A 15251-nucleotide genomic window follows, 5' to 3' on the forward strand; every position below is an offset into this window, starting at 1 on the left:
AAGATCCTACGTCAATCACTGACAGTTTTTCGCTACAGTGGACGGGCTGTAAGCTTAGTATGGACTACTAGCCGATCGCTTACTATTCTTCTAGCAAGTTTAACTTTAGTGGCTGGTCTTTTACCGGCGGCGATATCCTACATTAGTAAGTTAATTGTTGATGCAGTGGTATTTGCATCTCAAGTTAATTCACAAAACAATGGTTTTGTCAATATTTATCCGTCTCTATTTTATGTAGGATTAGAAGCGATCGCTGTAATTTTACTAGCAGGCGGTCAACGGGGAATTATCATTTGTCAGTCTCTATTGCGGGCGCTAATGGGTCAGCGAGTGAATGTACTCATCTTAGAAAAGGCGCTGACACTGGATCTTAGGCAGTTTGAAGACTCAGAATTTTATGACAAATTGACCAATGCCCGACGAGAAGCATCAGTTCGTCCCCTTTCCTTAGTAAACCGCACCTTTGGATTAGTGCAAAGTGCCCTTTCCCTGATTACCTACGGGATTTTGCTAGTAAATTTCTCAGTTTGGGCGGTGGTGGTACTGGTTTTGGCAGCTATGCCTGTATTTATTGCGGAAACAAAGTTTGCTGGAGAAGGCTTTCGCTTGTTTAGTTGGCGTGCGCCAGAAACTCGTCAACAAAACTACTTAGAAAATCTACTAGCAAGAGAAGATTTTGTCACAGAAGTCAAACTCTATCAGTTGGGAGAGATGCTGCTAGAACGTTACCGCAACCTGTTTGAACAACTCTATGGCGAAGACCGCGATTTGACTCTGCGGCGAGGATTATGGGGATATCTACTGAGTTTAGTTAGTACTGGGGCTTTTTACCTAGCTTACGCTTGGATTGTGTTGGAAACAGTGCTAGGTAAGATTTCTTTGGGAGATATGACAATGTATCTCACTGTGTTTCGCCAAGGACAATCTACTTTTTCCAATGCCCTCACTTCTATTGGAGGGATGTATGAGGACAACCTATATCTATCAAATCTTTACGATTTTCTGGAAGAAGAAGTACCAAAATCTTGGGGTAAGGCAACCATTGGTTTAAATCCCCAAGATGGTATCCGTTTTGAGAATGTCTCATTTACTTATCCGGGAAATTCCAAGCCAGCATTGAGAAACATTTCGCTGCACTTAAAACCCAGAGAGAAATTGGCAATTGTGGGTGAAAACGGTTCCGGTAAGACTACCTTAATCAAACTACTTACCCGACTCTACACGCCAGACTCCGGGCGAATTTTCTTAGATGGGTTGGACTTGCAGGAATGGGATGTGGATGTATTGCGGCGTCGTATTGGTGTGATTTTTCAGAACTTTGTCCGCTACCAGTTCACTGTGGGGGAGAATATTGGCGTAGGCGATGTAGAACATCTCGAAAACAAAAAACAGTGGCAAACTGCTGCCCAAAAAGGCATGGCCCAATCTTTTATTGACCAATTACCTCAAAGCTTTCAGACTCAACTTGGTCGTTGGTTTAAGGGAGGACAGGAACTTTCTGGAGGACAGTGGCAGAAGATTGCTTTATCTCGTGCTTTTATGCGATCGCAAGCAGATATCTTGGTGTTAGATGAACCAACATCAGCAATAGATGCCCAAGCTGAGTTTGAGATTTTCAATCATTTTCGCGCTATTACTAAAAATCAAATGGTACTTTTGATTTCTCATCGCTTCTCGACGGTACGGATGGCTGACAAAATCCTAGTTATAGAAAACGGCGAAGTTATAGAACAAGGAACTCACGAAGATTTGTTAAAGCTAGGAGGACGTTATGCCAAGTTGTTTCTGTTACAAGCCGCCGGTTATCAATAGGAAAAGAAGCTAGTAGACTTTGTTTTAGATAGCGCTCGCTCACTTTGTAGAAAGCACATAATATTTCTATACAACCACGTTAAACTGTTCGGTAAACATGGGTGAAATTTCTTTAGTACCTAGATTAACCGTATTGTTAAACATTGTTACCCGATAAAACTATGCAAATAACACAACAGCGATACTATACGCCAGAGGAATATTTAGAGCTAGAAGAAGTTGCTGACTACAAAAGTGAATACATTGACGGGCAAATAATTCCTATGGCGGGTGGAACAGCGAATCACAATAGAATCTCTCTAAATCTAAGTGCTGCTTTAAATTTTGCGTTTCGACAGCAAGATTACGAAGTTTTCATGGGTGATGTTCGTCTGTGGATATCCCAAAAGCGAACCTACACCTATCCAGATGTGATGATTCTGGCAGGTGAACCAGAGTTTTTTAACAACCGAAGGGATATAATTTTGAACCCACAAATCATTGTTGAGGTTTTATCAAAATCTACCAAAGGGTACGATCGCGAAGATAAATTTCAGGCTTACCGAACTATTTCTACCTTTCAAGAATATTTATTAATTGACCAAACTCAGATTCATATAGATCAGTTTTCCAAAATTGGGAAAAAGCAATGGACGCTTCGTGAATATGATGAAGAAGATCAAGCGATCGCACTTGTAACCGTACCATTTGAGATTTCCTTACAGGATTTATACAACAAGGTGAAGTTTGAGCCTGTTGAGTTTGAAGGGGAAAGCGCTGATGTTGAGGAATTGGGGTAAGGTGCGATGCCCTGTATCTGAAAAATATTTAAGCCACTTTTAACGGTTTTTGAGGAAAAGTAATTGGCTCTGGCAAAGCTTTTCCTTGCTCCTTATACCATTCAATCAGAGATTCAATCACCTCTTGCCCATGTTTAGCGGCTTGTTCATAAGTCTTACCATGAGTGTGGAATTGCTGCCAAGGGAATTCTGGCAAGTGTACTAAGTAGCAATTATCCTCATCTGACCATTGAATTACCATACTATAGCGATCATTCATTCTTCTTCCTCTATTTCTGCGAGTTGCTTCAAAACACTATTGACTTGCTTTTCCAAGTATCGGGGTGCATCGTCTCCATCTTTTCCAGCAATGGTAACTGGTTCATCAGGTATCAATGGGTGAGTCCAGAAGGTATGACTACCTTTTGCAGGACGATAGACAAACTCAGCCTTCATCAAAATTGCTTTTAACTCTCTGATTTTTTTGGGCATCTACCCTAAATTTAAATAACTATGTTATTATCTTTTTGGTACATAAATACTATATAAATAACTCAGATTTTTACTAAATATTTTTGAGGTCAAACTTGTCTCTATCAGAAGCTATCAAGTTTAAAATTTATGAAATTGTAGAGAAAAGTCCAGATTGGTTTCCAATATGCTTTAGTTTCTACAAAAATGCAAGTAATTACTTAATTGATGAAGGTCATCCTAGTCAAATTTCTTATAAAGACTTGTTTCTCCAAGAATATGTAAGCGGAGATGCCTTAACTTCTGGTTACATTATAGGTCAATTTCATGCCCTAATAGCGTCTCAAAAGGCAGCATTTATTGCTATTGCAGTACCCGATGTACCTTTGGCAAATTCACAGAGAGAACATAACAATTCTATTTTGCAAGGGATAGCTCAACCATTTAAAGCAGAATTTGATGGTACATCATGGGGTGAAGACGGAATCATTGAATGGGATGCTCAAGATACTTTTGCACCAATTCATCCAGAGCTTGCTTTAAATAGGGATATTTGGAGGTTCCCTCTGGAAGTAGGTACGTGTTCACCAACAACTTTATGGGTTCGCTTTATGGATTGGGGTGGTTGGGCAAGATGGCCTTATCATTCTCAATATATCTATTTATTTGCAGCCCCAAAGCAGCTTAGGAGAATGAAGGACTCTCTACTAAAATTTTAGTGAGTAGTAAAAATTGGGTTGAGTAAGTAGCATCTATAATTAATTTTTTACTTAAAAAAACTATATTTTTAAATACAAAGTTTAAATGTTTTGTTATTTCGCGTAGCATCTTCGTCAGAAGAGGATCGTCATTTCTCAACAGATACTCCTGACGACTTGTAGAAATTCCCTTAGTACAGGTGTCATATCTTCTTCCCGCCACACTATAGCCGTTTCTACTAATGGTGTTTTCTCCTCTAGAGTACGATAAACTACACTAGTTCTCTGAAGATTTTGCAATGAAGACGGTGCGATCGCAATCCCCATTCCTGCTGACACCAATCCGATAATCGTCTGCATCTGAATCGCTTCTTGAGTCACTTTTGGGCTGAAATTTCCTTGCTGACAAAGACTCACGATTTGGTCGTAAAGTCCGGGCCCCAAATGGCGAGGGAACATGATAAAGTTTTCGTTTACTAGCGATCCCACTGAAATCTTTTCTTGTTCAGCTAAGGGATGAGTTTTTAACATAGCCACAATCAAAGCTTCTTGCTGAATGCATTCTTGATTGAGTGTGTTGTCTTCTAAAGGTGGATGGGCAAAACCTACATGAATGCGGCGATTTTGTAGCGCTTGCTCCTGCTGAGTTGTGGTTAATTCCTGCAATACTAACTCTACTTCTGGAAACTGTTCTCTAAACCGCCGCAAAATCACAGGAAGCAAATCATAAGTTGCCAAACTGGTAAACCCAATTCGTAATTGTCCCTTTTCACCTCTTCCCGTTTTTTGGGTTAGCTCAATTGCTTTTTGTAGTTGAGCTAAAAGTTGATAAGCTTCTTGCAAAAAAACTTCCCCTGCTTCTGTTAGTTGCACCTGTCGTTTGGTTTTACGGTGAAATAGTTCTACTCCCAATTGCGCCTCTAATTGCTGAATTTGTTGACTTAAGGGTGGTTGAGCGATGTGCAGTCGCTCGGCGGCTCTACTGAAGTGCAGTTCTTCAGCTACAGCAATAAAGTAGCGCAAGTGTCGCAATTCCATTTTTTTGATATTTTATAAGTTTCAATTTTCTATAAAAAGACGCAAATAGCGCAGACTTTTTAGAAGATTTGTAATAAAAACTAGACGTGCGATCGCTAGAATTAATACTGATTTATGCATAAAGTTTATTGAGAATCAAAATTAACAATGCATTGTTCACTATAATCATTGACTGAAAATAATTGGTTGCTTGTAATATAAAATTATATCAATTTATATGCTATGTTGATTCGCTTTTAAAAGCAGTAATTGAAGTTTTTACGTATATTTTCAAAAATAGAGGATGCTATATATAAATTATTTAACCTTGGCTTTAGCTTTCAATTTGATTACAAATCATGCCACCATGCTTGATCTAGCAATATATTAATTCAAATTAAAAAAAGAATTAAACTTTAAGCGAGTTAGTGCTATATCCTTCACTGCTAAGATTTGAAAAATAGTAATTATTGCTTCTTTAATAATGAGCAAGAGTTATTCAAAAAATATCATTCATAAGACCGAAGGAGCACCTATTTTCGTTATCTTCAATGCCCCATACCCCATAACCCATGCCCAATACCCTAATTGCATACTTCTATAGGATTAGAAGTATCCACACCAACCCAAACAACTACCCCTAGCAGGTTAAACTAGGTCTGGTAACAACTGCTCCACGTTCCTTATGAGGCTTTTATGGGAGCTAACCTCAAACAGATTGCCAACTATTTAGACAACCTTGGTTGGGACTACCGTTTTGATGATGAAGAAGACCGAATTATAACAGGCGTGGAGGCTGATAACTTAGAAGATTTCCTAATAGTTGTCCAACTGGATGAAGAAGGAAAATTTTTTCGGGTATTTGCCCCTCAAGTTCTGGGAGGAATCCAAGACCATCCTCACAAGGCAGCTATCCTCCAGACAATGCTTGCCATTTCGTGGGAAACTAAAATGTTGCAGTGGGAATATGACCCATCCGATGGCGAAATCCGTGCGATCATTGAGTTTCCTTTAGAAGACTCAATTCTCACAGAAAGACAATTTCACCGTTGTTTAAGTGGATTAATTCAGATTGTGGATGGCATAGCAATACCTCGCCTGAAAGAAGTGATGGCAACAGGTCTCGATCCGGGGAATATAGAACTTGGGGAAAGACTATTACTTAGTATCCAAGAAGAAGCCCCAGGATTGTTAGATTTACTAGAAAAAGCAATGGAAGCGCGAAAAAAGCGAGGAAGTTTTCCTAGTGAGTGAGACGGATCATCACTTAAATAGCTATACTCCAAAGTGATACCCTCACTATATACTGAAATTTTCTGGGGCTGGATATTATGACATCCTATGCAACCTCCTCTGCCAAAGCGGAAATGAGCGAACTCCGGCGGTTGAAAGCCTTACTACCACCAGAACTGCAAAGCTGGGTCACGGTTGAAGGCACAACTGAGGTCAATCCACCCCTGGTTCGCTGCGAAGAAATTGGTAAAGACCAGGTAGAAATTCAAATTGATTTGGTGAAATGGGATGCCCTCGCAATGGATCAGCGTAATCTGCTGTTCTGGCATGAGGTTGCTCGCGTTCAAAATGACACAATTCCTAAAGATGGTTGGGAAATGGCAGCACTAGCCATCGGTTTAGGTGGTGCTGTCGGGGAATTGTGGGTACAAGATGGATTGCTGCTGGTGTTAGCTTTGTCGCTTTGTGGCGTGTCAGGCTGGCGACTGTACCAAAAGAATAGTGGGGAAAAGCAACTAAGAGAATTGCTCAATGCTGATGAAAAAGCGATCGCTTTAGCAACTCGTTTTGGTTATAGCCTCCCCAATGCCTACAAGAGTCTCGGTAGCGCCTTGAAAACCCTGATTGATAATACTGCAAGTAAGCGCCAACGGTCGAGATACGAAGCAAGACTCTCTGCCCTCAAACGCAGTGCCAATAAGGCAAAAGCTAAATCGAAAACTCCAGATGAGGGCGCACTATAGCAACCATAAATTAGGTTGGGTGGGTATTTGCTCACCCCCGAAACACCTAAATCAACGTGGCTTTAACAAACCTCTCCCTGCCTCGAACTTTAGTTCAAGTTTCTCTTAAAGTTGGAGAGGGAAGATTTTACGTAATAAAACCTCTCAGTGGTCTTTTGATTTAGCTAATTAGACTACCTACTAAGGAGGCTGCTGCCTCCTTAATTAGCAGCAACAGCCCAATTACCATTTCATAAAATCTTACTTTTTTCTTGACTACATCTTTATCAAACTCAAATTTTACAACTGGTTCAGCATTTTATGCGTTTGGGGGATCACGCGCACGTGCTTGACAAACCCCTTCATCAAAGCTTGCCACGTCAAAACTTGATCGCTGGAAGGCGCAAGTACAAATAATGGAGAAAATTGTTCTGATACAGCCAAAGGCGTGACAGGTTGTAAAAATACTGGGATATCTGGACTAACCTCTGCCACCAACGAAGCTGAACGTTCTAACTCGGCAGGATCTGTGTTTTGAGACACAATTATCTTGACAAAAACATTTAAATATGAGTCATAACATAACTGGAGAAATTTACTATGTTCTTGCCAATGACTTTCGCCACTAACACTGGGCAATTTGAAATCCATACCTACAGAGTCTAAGTATGGGATAATCATTGCTAGTTGTTCTGGGCGATGTCCGCCGGTTTCTAAGTATATAGGTAGACCAGTTATGGCTCGCACTTGGGGTAGAAACTGCGTTAGAAATGAGGCATGAAGAAGTGGTTCGCCGCCAGTTAAGCTAATGCTATCGTGTAGACAAGGTAGATTTTGCTGTTCCACCCATTCGATTAATATGGGTAATGGAACGGGGTTAGAGTGGATTTCAAAGTCGCGCAATCCAGGCGATCGCTCTATCCGACAAGTTGTAGGTGCACTCCAAGTGTGGGCACTATCACAAAAGTGACAGCGCAAATCACACAAAGCAAAACGAATAAATATCTGACGTGTCCCTACATTCAGTCCTTCCCCTTGAATGGCAGAAAAGACCTCAATCAGGCGTGCGGTAGGTGTAACCGTATTTTTAGCAATCATTTGATGAGAGCAACGCGATCGCGCTGCGTCGGCACAACAGCAAGGATGTTTTTTGGCTTCTTGTTCTATTGTGAATCGTCGCTAGCGATCTCCAATCTCAGCCCTAGTAAATAGCAGTTAGTCCTGATTACCACTAATTCCGATATTAGGTTAAGTAATTGTGTAGGACAAAGTAATGTTTGGCAGATTACATTATACATGGCAACGAAAGTGCAGAGCTTCATGACTAGCCAACCGACAGAGGTCGATTTTCCAGTTAATTCCCTAAACGACATTGCTATAGTGCAGGTGCCGACGCGGTTGAGCGTGCTGGAGGCTTTAGGCTTTAAGCAAACCTGCCAAGGCTTAATTGGGCCCAATTCACATCCCAAGCAAATCATCATTGACTTTCACCAAACTACTTTTATCGATAGTAGTGGTTTAGGTGCCCTGGTAAGTAATTTTAAATATGCTCAGGTCAAGGGTATTACATTAACACTGCGGGATGTAACACCTCAAGTCATGGCAGTTCTAAAACTCACAGGGTTAGATCAGGTTTTTCCTTTAGAGCTTGTAGAGGATGGGTCGTTAATAGAACAAGATGACGTAGTAGATAATCGGAAGACAACTTCCCGTAAAGTAGAGCAGTTACCTACTACTCACCCTTCTATGGCATCTTGGATGAAACGGTTCTTAGATATTGTCGGGTCAGTGATTGGTTTATTAATTACAGGAATTTTGTTTATTCCGATTGCGATCGCTATTCAAATTAACGATCCCGGTCCCATTTTCTTTAGTCAAATTCGTTGTGGCTGGATGGGGAAACAGTTTAAAATTTGGAAATTCCGCTCTATGTGTGTGGATGCGGAAGCGAAGAAATCCCAAGTCAAAAACCAAGTGCAAGGTGCTTTTTTCAAGAATGAGAATGACCCCAGAATTACTAAGGTAGGGCGCTTGTTACGGCGAACTAGTCTTGATGAATTACCCCAATTTTGGAACGTCCTCAAAGGAGAGATGAGTTTAGTAGGCACTCGACCACCTACACCCGATGAAGTGGAACGTTATGAAGTACCTGAGTGGCAACGTTTAGATGTAAAACCCGGTATGACTGGCGAATGGCAAGTAAATGGACGTTCTACAGTCCGTAGTTTTGAAGATGTAATTCGTCTGGATTTGCAGTATCAAAAAAATTGGAGTTTAGTGTACGATTTAAAGCTAATTTTCAAAACTATAGCTATTCTGTTTAATAGAAACAGTGGTGCTGTTTAGCTAATTATCCTTATTTACAATTTTTTGATAACTCGCAACTCTCACGATATTCTTAAATACACCCAAGCCTATTTTAGGCTTGGGTAAATTTTAGGTTTACTTACAGCACCAGGCAAGTGTCAGCTAAGTTTAGATTTTAGATTTTAGACTGATCCCACGGATGAATCCTCTTGATTAAAACAAAGATGTTTATGTATTTTTATCCACTATTCAAATCAGGGTTTGAAAGCAATTTTGGATTTTGAATCATTCAATCCAAAATCCAAAATTCAAAATTTGGTAATCCTGTGTATGAGATTATCCCATCGCCTTCTGAACACTAACTACTTCAACCTGCTGCACCTCTGGCAACAAACGCTTCACACCTTGCTTAACAAACCCCTGCAAAAAACCAATCTGCTGATTTTGCTGAAATACTTTTTGCAAAGTTTGCCGCAAATTATCCAAATTTAAACCAGTTCCAGAATCTATCGCTATTTCCTGCTGTTGGAAATAATCAACTAGACTTAACCCTGCGACTCTAGTCAGATAAGCTGCACTTACTCCCTGCACTACGCCACCAGCAACAAAGGTAACGGCATTACTTTTCAGAACAGTACTAATAGCCTTTGTAGAAAGTTCAACTAAACCTAATTTCAGCATCAAACTTCCCATTGTTCCAGCTACAGTTTGTGCCTGTTCTAGGGAGAATTTTTGCTGATAAATATTACCCAAATCCATTACCATTTGAGCATTAATTGCCGCAGTTGCCAGAATATCAAAGGCTGGTACTGGATTAGCAAAGGCAGCGGCGGCAGCTATCCACTGATATTGTTCAATAATTGGGGTGGCGCGATCGCGTCTGGCTCCATTCAGCCAATTTTTCGCCTCAGCTTTCAACAATCCGGCTTTCCTCATGGTTGTCAACCAAACTAGCCGTTGTCCTTGCTGTGCCAAAACTTCACCCAACTGCTGAGTTAACTGCTGGATATCTGCTGCTGGTTGCTCCATCCACTCTTGCACAGAACCATCAGCCTCATGCTTTCGGACTTTGATGGCAATGGGAGAGGCCGCAGTTGCAACTACATTTCCCTGCATCCGCTGTTTCAATTGACTAAAGATGTTGGCGCTTTCATCGGTTAAATACTGGTCTTGTTTGTTGAAAACCAGCATATTAGGCTGATTTGCTGCTTTTAGCTGCTGTAAGGTTTGAAATTCTGAGTCTGTCAAATCACCGTTTGTCAGAAATAGAACAAAATCAGATTTTGCTACTTCTACCAAAATAGCCGCATCTGAATTTTCACCCACTTCTCTAAATAAAGGTGCTGTCTCTTGTAGAGACACGAAATTTTGTGTCTCTAGATTTTGTAGCACTTGAATTAAAGTGCTTTTACCCACGGATTTCCCGCCAGTCACAGCTACTTGAATTTGTTGTCTGTCTGATTCCAGCAACAATTGGGCAACTTGTTTTCTAAGTGTCTCTAAAGCTGGATGATTTTCTGCTTCTTGTGCTAGTTGGTTAATTACAGTTTCAGTTTTAGCGATCGCACTTTCCACAGTCGCTCGATCAACCACCATACCATCTAGCTGCTTTAAACTGTCTTTGGGGCGATTTTGCTGGAATAACCACAAACCACCGCCTACAGCTAAGGCACTCAACAAACCAAACTCACCCACCTGCACTATAGAATCGTGCCAACTGTCCAACATCCACAGAGAAAAGGAAAGTCCCAATCCTCCCACTAAAATTGGTCGCTGCAACTTCACAACCATGATTCTCCGCGCCTTTTAGATGGCTATTTCTTCCAGAATAGATCAAAATAAAACAAAACCCTGCAATCTTTACTGATTGTAGGGTTTTGTTTTACATTTCATTTGGTGGCGGGAAGTGGATTTGAACCACTGACCTTCGGGTTATGAGCCCGACGAGCTACCAGGCTGCTCTATCCCGCGTCGCTCTTAACTTTTATACTATAACCTATAGTCAAGAGTTTGGCAACTACAAAAATGATAATTCTCCAATTACTTCTAAACGCTTGTATTTTCCCAAGGTGACAAACTTTTCTGAGAGGCTTTCGGCGGCGCTGGGACTAATCCACCCCATTTGCTGGAGTAAGTGAATAGCAACAGCATATTTTGCCCGTTTCGCCCCATCCATGACTTTGATTGCCAATCCCAAGCCTTCACCGAGTCTACCAATGCACTGCACTCCTTCGGCACCAGTTTTGCTGACTAGTTCTCCTGGAGTTAAGCGCATCAGTTCCGTATCAAATTCTCCATCTCCTGCTACCATCGCGGGATGATGAGTCATGGCACGGACGATGCGCTCCATATCCAAGTTGGTACTAGAGGCCAACAGTGCATATAAAGATGCCATGTGACCGAGTTGCATCAGATAAGTTGGTGCGCCACAGTCATCATGAGCGCTGATAAATTCTGCTGCTGGCATTCGCAGCAACTCTGCTACCTTGCCCAAAATTAACTGCTGTATTGGGTGCTTGCGATCCAAGTAGTTATTCAAGGGCCAATGGCGTTGCTGACAAACAGCTAACATTCCCGCATGTTTTCCAGAGCAATTGTATTCCAGAGGACTCCGTTTGCCTTCAGGAATTGGACACTGGAGTATAGTCGGGTCAAGATCCGCCCGCCAAAGGATGTTAAATACCTGTCGGACTTGATCTATTCTTCCTTTATGGGAACTTGTGATAATTGCTAAGTCGCGATCGCTGAGTTGATAGCGTTCCAGTGTACCTGTGGTGGTGACAGCTAGTGCCTGAAACGGTTTGAGGGCTGAACGGATAAATGCAGCAGTTTCAGAATTTCCAGCAACAGTTAGAACCCGTCCTCGTTCGTCGCAGACAACAGCTTGGACTATATGCCTGGATTCAATAATACCTTCCCGCAGCAACCGGACTTCCAGTGCTGTGGCTTGAGTTCGTTTTCCCATTGTCATGGGTTTATATTTATCACCTTTTTTAATTAATTAGTCATTGGTCATTGGTCATTAGTCTTTAGCTAATGACTAATGACTAATGACCAATGACCAATAATTCTTTAAAACAAATGCCAACCTATAGTACCAATAACGTACATTCCCGCCAAGCCAGCGAAGGTAAATTGTAACCGCCGCAGAATGGGTTTGATTTCGTATGAGACAATTAAGCGATCGCGGTTAAGGACTTCCTGTGGCTTTGTCCAAGTTTGACCGTCGTACCAGCCGGACTCTTCATAAAATACTGTGGGACTACAAAGGCGATCGCACACGTAGAACCAGCCTAAGTACAACCTCACTAGTATAAGCACTAACCCAACACTTGCTCCGGCTGCACCACAGAGAATAAAATGTGCAATATACTTGTGAGGGGAAAAACTTGCCGCAGCTATCGGCCCTGCAAAAAGCCAAGATAAACCCCAAATCCAAACAAGTTTCGTGATATACTCGCGCCAATCTAAAGTCGTATCACGAAACAGCCAGGAAGTTTTTAACTCTTCGTATTCATTGAGCGGTTGTTGGTCTGTAGGAACTGGGCAATTAGAAACCGAAGACCTAATCATGTTGGCTTACCCTCACCCTCATCAGATTCTGGAAGGGAAATACGTTCTGCATGAATCCAGAACGCTTCTAAATTATAAAACTCCCGTTCTTTGGGCATCATGATGTGAACAATCACATCACCATAGTCTTGTAGTACCCAACTCCCCTCGACTTTTCCTTCTGTCCTTAAGGGACGCCGTTGCAACTCAGTTTCGACTTTTCCTTCAATTGCTTGAGCGATCGCCCTGACCTGTACCTTAGAATAGCCAGTCATCATCACAAAGTAATCAGCCAGGTAAGATACCTCTGCTACTTTGAGCAATAAAATCTCACCTGCTTTGCGGTCTGATGCCGCAATTGCGATCGTTGCAGCTAATTTTTCGCTTGCCTCTTCGGTTTGGCCGTGGCTTATTACCGCACTCTTAGTCAGTGGGACAGATTGCAATGGGAAATTTCCTTGGAAATAATCAGTCATTAAACCTCAGGTGCTTTCTTCCTTTTGAAACAATTGTTGACATTTACTTACAAACAACAAACAATTGATCTGACAAATGTGTCAATAGGTTTTTTTGAATACTAACAAAAAAACAGGTGTCTATGGGCCTAGTTTGATAATTGACTATTTAGATTTCGATATCCGCAACAGCTGATTGCTGATGGTTATTGTGCAGCGATAAATCAACCAATAGCTTTCCGGCAGGAATTGACAGCAAAAATAATCGCAGATTCATCAAACAGCATAGCAATGTAAAGTTAGTAATTCGCAGTTAACTATACATCTACGCTTTATACTGTCTGTCTGCTAAAAATTACGATACAACACAGCATATCTAATGACTGGTCTAGCAAAAGTACAATTTTTATACGTATATTATTAAGTGCTATTAAATACCCTGTTGCCGATTGCCCACGGTTTGAATGAAGTGAAACCGTGAGATTTTTGGTTCAACAATCCACCTGAAAACCTGCTTGTCTATCGCTGTATTTTGATTAGTAAAATTAGTTACCCTCAATATCTTCTGTTACTTATATATGAGGGCATAATTGCAATTTATACAGATGCAACATAACTTTGTTGCAAAGATTAAACTTCTTGTTTCGTAACTATGCCTGTAGACTGAATTGTTCTACGTTCTGCTATCAATGAGTAACACAAGGACTCATACTGATTTAAAGCTTGCTCAAAAGCATATTGCTCAACGGCATATTGGCGACTTTTGTAACCCAGAGTTTTGACTTTTTCGGGGTTTTGGTACAAATCTAAAATTGCCATTGCTAAAGCTTGGGGATCTTCTGGAGGAACAATAACTCCGCCGCCACTTTGCCTAATGGCTCTTGCTGCTGTACCATTGTCGGGTACAGAAGCAATTAAGGCCCCTCCACTAGCAAGTAGCACTTGAATTTTTGAGGGCATATTGAAGGATACAACATTTTTCTTTTGCACCACTAAACCAATATCCGCAGCTGCTAACATCTGTGGCAAATCTTTGCGGGGTTGAAATGGCAGTAATAACACATTATCTGCGCCGCAGTCTAAACATTCCTGTTGCAATCGCTGTAGACCTTTTGCCTCTCCAACGATGACAAAGACAATATCTGGGATATGGCGCAAGACAGAAGCAGCTTTGACGACACTTTCTAAACCTTGGGTTAGGGCAATGTTACCAGAATACAGTACTACAAATTTGCCGTTGAGATTATGTGCTGCGCGGAAAGGGTTATCTTCTTTAGGTAAAGGACGGATAAAATTTACATCTACCCAGTTGGGAATTTGCACAATTTTGTGAGCTTCTACGCCCTTAGAGCGCAAATTGTCCACAAACCCATCGGCAATGACACTAATTTTACTGGCACTGCGGTAAGCAAATTTTTCTAATAGTGTAAACAACTGGATGAGTAATTTATTTTTCAGCAGACCGACGTGGACGGCTGCTTCTGGTAATATATCTTGTAGATTTAAAATCACAGGACAAGCACGTAACCATCCTAAAAGCGCAACTGGTACACAACTTGGCAAGGATGGCGATGTTGAGAGGATCACATCTGGGCGCCAACCGATGAGGGCGGGTACAAAACTAGTGACGACGAAACTAGCATCTAGTAACACCCTATCTAATAGGTTGGGTTGTGGACGAATCCAAACGTAACTGCGTTGAATTTGAACGCCATTTTTGTATTCGTTGACATACCATTTGCCCCGATATTCCTGGTAAATTTGCCGCTCAGGGTAGTTGGGCATAGCGGTAACTACACGCACTTCATGCCCACGTTTCACTAGTCCCTCTGCTAATTCAGTCATCAGTGGGGCAATACCAATCGGTTCTGGATAGTAGTTGTAGGAGTAAATTAAAATCCGCATAAAATTTAGTCCGAAGTACCCCGGTTTTTTATTTAATGACAAATATTTGTCTGAAGTATCATTTGGGCTTGGAATCCCCTATATTTAATTGTGACTCCAGACTCTTTTTATGTCAGGTATTTTTTTTAAAGATTGAGTAAACTTTGAGATGTAATACTTAGGGACACTGTAAAAAATTTTTACTATTTAAGCAGTTTTTCAATTGTTATTTTTTGATTGGTACTTACGTAGAAACCTTAAGTAGATTAGGTTTTACCAACCCTTAAAACCAAATCGGGATAGTTAGTATTAACTCTCTCCATAAGTTACGCACATAAACCA

15 protein-coding genes and 1 tRNA gene are annotated in these 15251 nt (G+C 41.1%); 6 read left to right on the top strand and 10 right to left on the bottom strand.

The window, feature by feature from the left end:
* Nucleotides 1–3: 3 nt before the first annotated feature.
* Both V7K60_RS01825 and V7K60_RS01830 read left to right on the top strand, forming a co-directional pair.
* Entirely contained in the window at nucleotides 4–1812 is a 1809-nt protein-coding gene (locus V7K60_RS01825) for an ABC transporter ATP-binding protein (RefSeq protein WP_334922594.1), read from the top strand.
* 161 nt (nucleotides 1813–1973) lie between these two features.
* The gene (locus tag V7K60_RS01830; RefSeq protein WP_334922479.1) at nucleotides 1974–2591 is read left to right on the top strand and encodes a Uma2 family endonuclease; all 618 of its coding nucleotides are present in this window, start codon (nucleotides 1974–1976) and stop codon (nucleotides 2589–2591) included.
* 28 nt (nucleotides 2592–2619) lie between these two features.
* Here the strand turns inward: V7K60_RS01830 and V7K60_RS01835 are convergent, their stop codons facing one another.
* Both V7K60_RS01835 and V7K60_RS01840 read right to left on the bottom strand, forming a co-directional pair.
* Nucleotides 2620–2850: a type II toxin-antitoxin system HicB family antitoxin gene (locus tag V7K60_RS01835; RefSeq protein ID WP_334922481.1), complete on the bottom strand. Its 231-nt coding sequence runs from the start codon at nucleotides 2848–2850 to the stop codon at nucleotides 2620–2622.
* The gene (locus V7K60_RS01840; RefSeq protein ID WP_334922483.1) at nucleotides 2847–3062 is read right to left on the bottom strand and encodes a type II toxin-antitoxin system HicA family toxin; all 216 of its coding nucleotides are present in this window, start codon (nucleotides 3060–3062) and stop codon (nucleotides 2847–2849) included. Before V7K60_RS01840 ends, V7K60_RS01835 begins: the two co-directional genes overlap by 4 nt.
* A gap of 95 nt (nucleotides 3063–3157) precedes the next feature.
* Between V7K60_RS01840 and V7K60_RS01845 the strand changes: the two genes are divergently transcribed.
* Complete coding sequence (locus tag V7K60_RS01845; protein WP_334922485.1) at nucleotides 3158–3760, top strand: hypothetical protein; 603 nt, start codon at nucleotides 3158–3160, stop codon at nucleotides 3758–3760.
* 135 nt (nucleotides 3761–3895) lie between these two features.
* Here the strand turns inward: V7K60_RS01845 and V7K60_RS01850 are convergent, their stop codons facing one another.
* Nucleotides 3896–4777 (bottom strand): LysR family transcriptional regulator, encoded by an 882-nt coding sequence (locus tag V7K60_RS01850; protein WP_334922486.1) that lies wholly within the window; start codon nucleotides 4775–4777, stop codon nucleotides 3896–3898.
* A 675-nt stretch (nucleotides 4778–5452) separates the two neighbouring features.
* On the opposite strand from V7K60_RS01850, the gene V7K60_RS01855 reads away from it, so the two are divergent.
* Nucleotides 5453–6010 (top strand): hypothetical protein, encoded by a 558-nt coding sequence (locus tag V7K60_RS01855; RefSeq protein ID WP_334922487.1) that lies wholly within the window; start codon nucleotides 5453–5455, stop codon nucleotides 6008–6010.
* Nucleotides 6011–6087: 77 nt separating this feature from the next.
* Nucleotides 6088–6732 (top strand): DUF3318 domain-containing protein, encoded by a 645-nt coding sequence (locus tag V7K60_RS01860; RefSeq protein WP_334922489.1) that lies wholly within the window; start codon nucleotides 6088–6090, stop codon nucleotides 6730–6732.
* 279 nt (nucleotides 6733–7011) lie between these two features.
* Here V7K60_RS01860 and V7K60_RS01865 read toward each other — a convergent pair whose 3' ends face one another.
* Entirely contained in the window at nucleotides 7012–7809 is a 798-nt protein-coding gene (locus V7K60_RS01865) for a 7-carboxy-7-deazaguanine synthase QueE (RefSeq protein ID WP_334922490.1), read from the bottom strand.
* Nucleotides 7810–8007: 198 nt separating this feature from the next.
* Between V7K60_RS01865 and V7K60_RS01870 the strand changes: the two genes are divergently transcribed.
* Entirely contained in the window at nucleotides 8008–9057 is a 1050-nt protein-coding gene (locus V7K60_RS01870; RefSeq protein ID WP_334922492.1) for a sugar transferase, read from the top strand.
* 297 nt (nucleotides 9058–9354) lie between these two features.
* On the opposite strand, the gene V7K60_RS01875 is transcribed toward V7K60_RS01870, so the two are convergent.
* The 6 genes from V7K60_RS01875 to V7K60_RS01900 all read right to left on the bottom strand — a co-directional run bounded on the left by V7K60_RS01875 (nucleotide 9355) and on the right by V7K60_RS01900 (nucleotide 14930).
* Nucleotides 9355–10809: a YcjF family protein gene (locus V7K60_RS01875; protein WP_334922494.1), complete on the bottom strand. Its 1455-nt coding sequence runs from the start codon at nucleotides 10807–10809 to the stop codon at nucleotides 9355–9357.
* 103 nt (nucleotides 10810–10912) lie between these two features.
* Nucleotides 10913–10989: transfer RNA gene (locus V7K60_RS01880), tRNA-Met, on the bottom strand.
* A 46-nt stretch (nucleotides 10990–11035) separates the two neighbouring features.
* A complete protein-coding gene (locus V7K60_RS01885; protein ID WP_289799287.1) occupies nucleotides 11036–11989 on the bottom strand; it encodes an asparaginase in 954 nt (317 codons plus the stop codon).
* 101 nt (nucleotides 11990–12090) lie between these two features.
* Nucleotides 12091–12591 (bottom strand): CGLD27 family protein, encoded by a 501-nt coding sequence (locus V7K60_RS01890; RefSeq protein WP_334922496.1) that lies wholly within the window; start codon nucleotides 12589–12591, stop codon nucleotides 12091–12093.
* The gene (rsfS, locus tag V7K60_RS01895; protein WP_334922497.1) at nucleotides 12588–13046 is read right to left on the bottom strand and encodes a ribosome silencing factor; all 459 of its coding nucleotides are present in this window, start codon (nucleotides 13044–13046) and stop codon (nucleotides 12588–12590) included. Before rsfS ends, V7K60_RS01890 begins: the two co-directional genes overlap by 4 nt.
* 609 nt (nucleotides 13047–13655) lie before the next feature.
* Nucleotides 13656–14930, bottom strand: a complete 1275-nt coding sequence (locus V7K60_RS01900; RefSeq protein ID WP_334922498.1) for a WcaI family glycosyltransferase — start codon at nucleotides 14928–14930, stop codon at nucleotides 13656–13658.
* Nucleotides 14931–15251 lie beyond the last annotated feature (321 nt).

It is taken from the genome of Nostoc sp., assembly GCF_036917555.1.
Lineage (GTDB): Bacteria > Cyanobacteriota > Cyanobacteriia > Cyanobacteriales > Nostocaceae > Nostoc.

Bases quoted from the DNA above. Each gene is read 5' to 3' on its own strand.
- V7K60_RS01900 (WP_334922498.1), bottom strand. From the start codon at position 14,930: ATGCGGATTTTAATTTACTCCTACAACTACTATCCAGAACCGATTGGT.
- V7K60_RS01865 (WP_334922490.1), bottom strand. From the start codon at position 7,809: ATGATTGCTAAAAATACGGTTACACCTACCGCACGCCTGATTGAGGTC.
- V7K60_RS01875 (WP_334922494.1), bottom strand. From the start codon at position 10,809: ATGGTTGTGAAGTTGCAGCGACCAATTTTAGTGGGAGGATTGGGACTT.
- V7K60_RS01840 (WP_334922483.1), bottom strand. From the start codon at position 3,062: ATGCCCAAAAAAATCAGAGAGTTAAAAGCAATTTTGATGAAGGCTGAG.
- V7K60_RS01885 (WP_289799287.1), bottom strand. From the start codon at position 11,989: ATGACAATGGGAAAACGAACTCAAGCCACAGCACTGGAAGTCCGGTTG.
- V7K60_RS01870 (WP_334922492.1), top strand. From the start codon at position 8,008: ATGGCAACGAAAGTGCAGAGCTTCATGACTAGCCAACCGACAGAGGTC.
- rsfS (WP_334922497.1), bottom strand. From the start codon at position 13,046: ATGACTGATTATTTCCAAGGAAATTTCCCATTGCAATCTGTCCCACTG.
- V7K60_RS01860 (WP_334922489.1), top strand. From the start codon at position 6,088: ATGACATCCTATGCAACCTCCTCTGCCAAAGCGGAAATGAGCGAACTC.
- V7K60_RS01850 (WP_334922486.1), bottom strand. From the start codon at position 4,777: ATGGAATTGCGACACTTGCGCTACTTTATTGCTGTAGCTGAAGAACTG.
- V7K60_RS01855 (WP_334922487.1), top strand. From the start codon at position 5,453: ATGGGAGCTAACCTCAAACAGATTGCCAACTATTTAGACAACCTTGGT.
- V7K60_RS01830 (WP_334922479.1), top strand. From the start codon at position 1,974: ATGCAAATAACACAACAGCGATACTATACGCCAGAGGAATATTTAGAG.
- V7K60_RS01835 (WP_334922481.1), bottom strand. From the start codon at position 2,850: ATGAATGATCGCTATAGTATGGTAATTCAATGGTCAGATGAGGATAAT.
- V7K60_RS01890 (WP_334922496.1), bottom strand. From the start codon at position 12,591: ATGATTAGGTCTTCGGTTTCTAATTGCCCAGTTCCTACAGACCAACAA.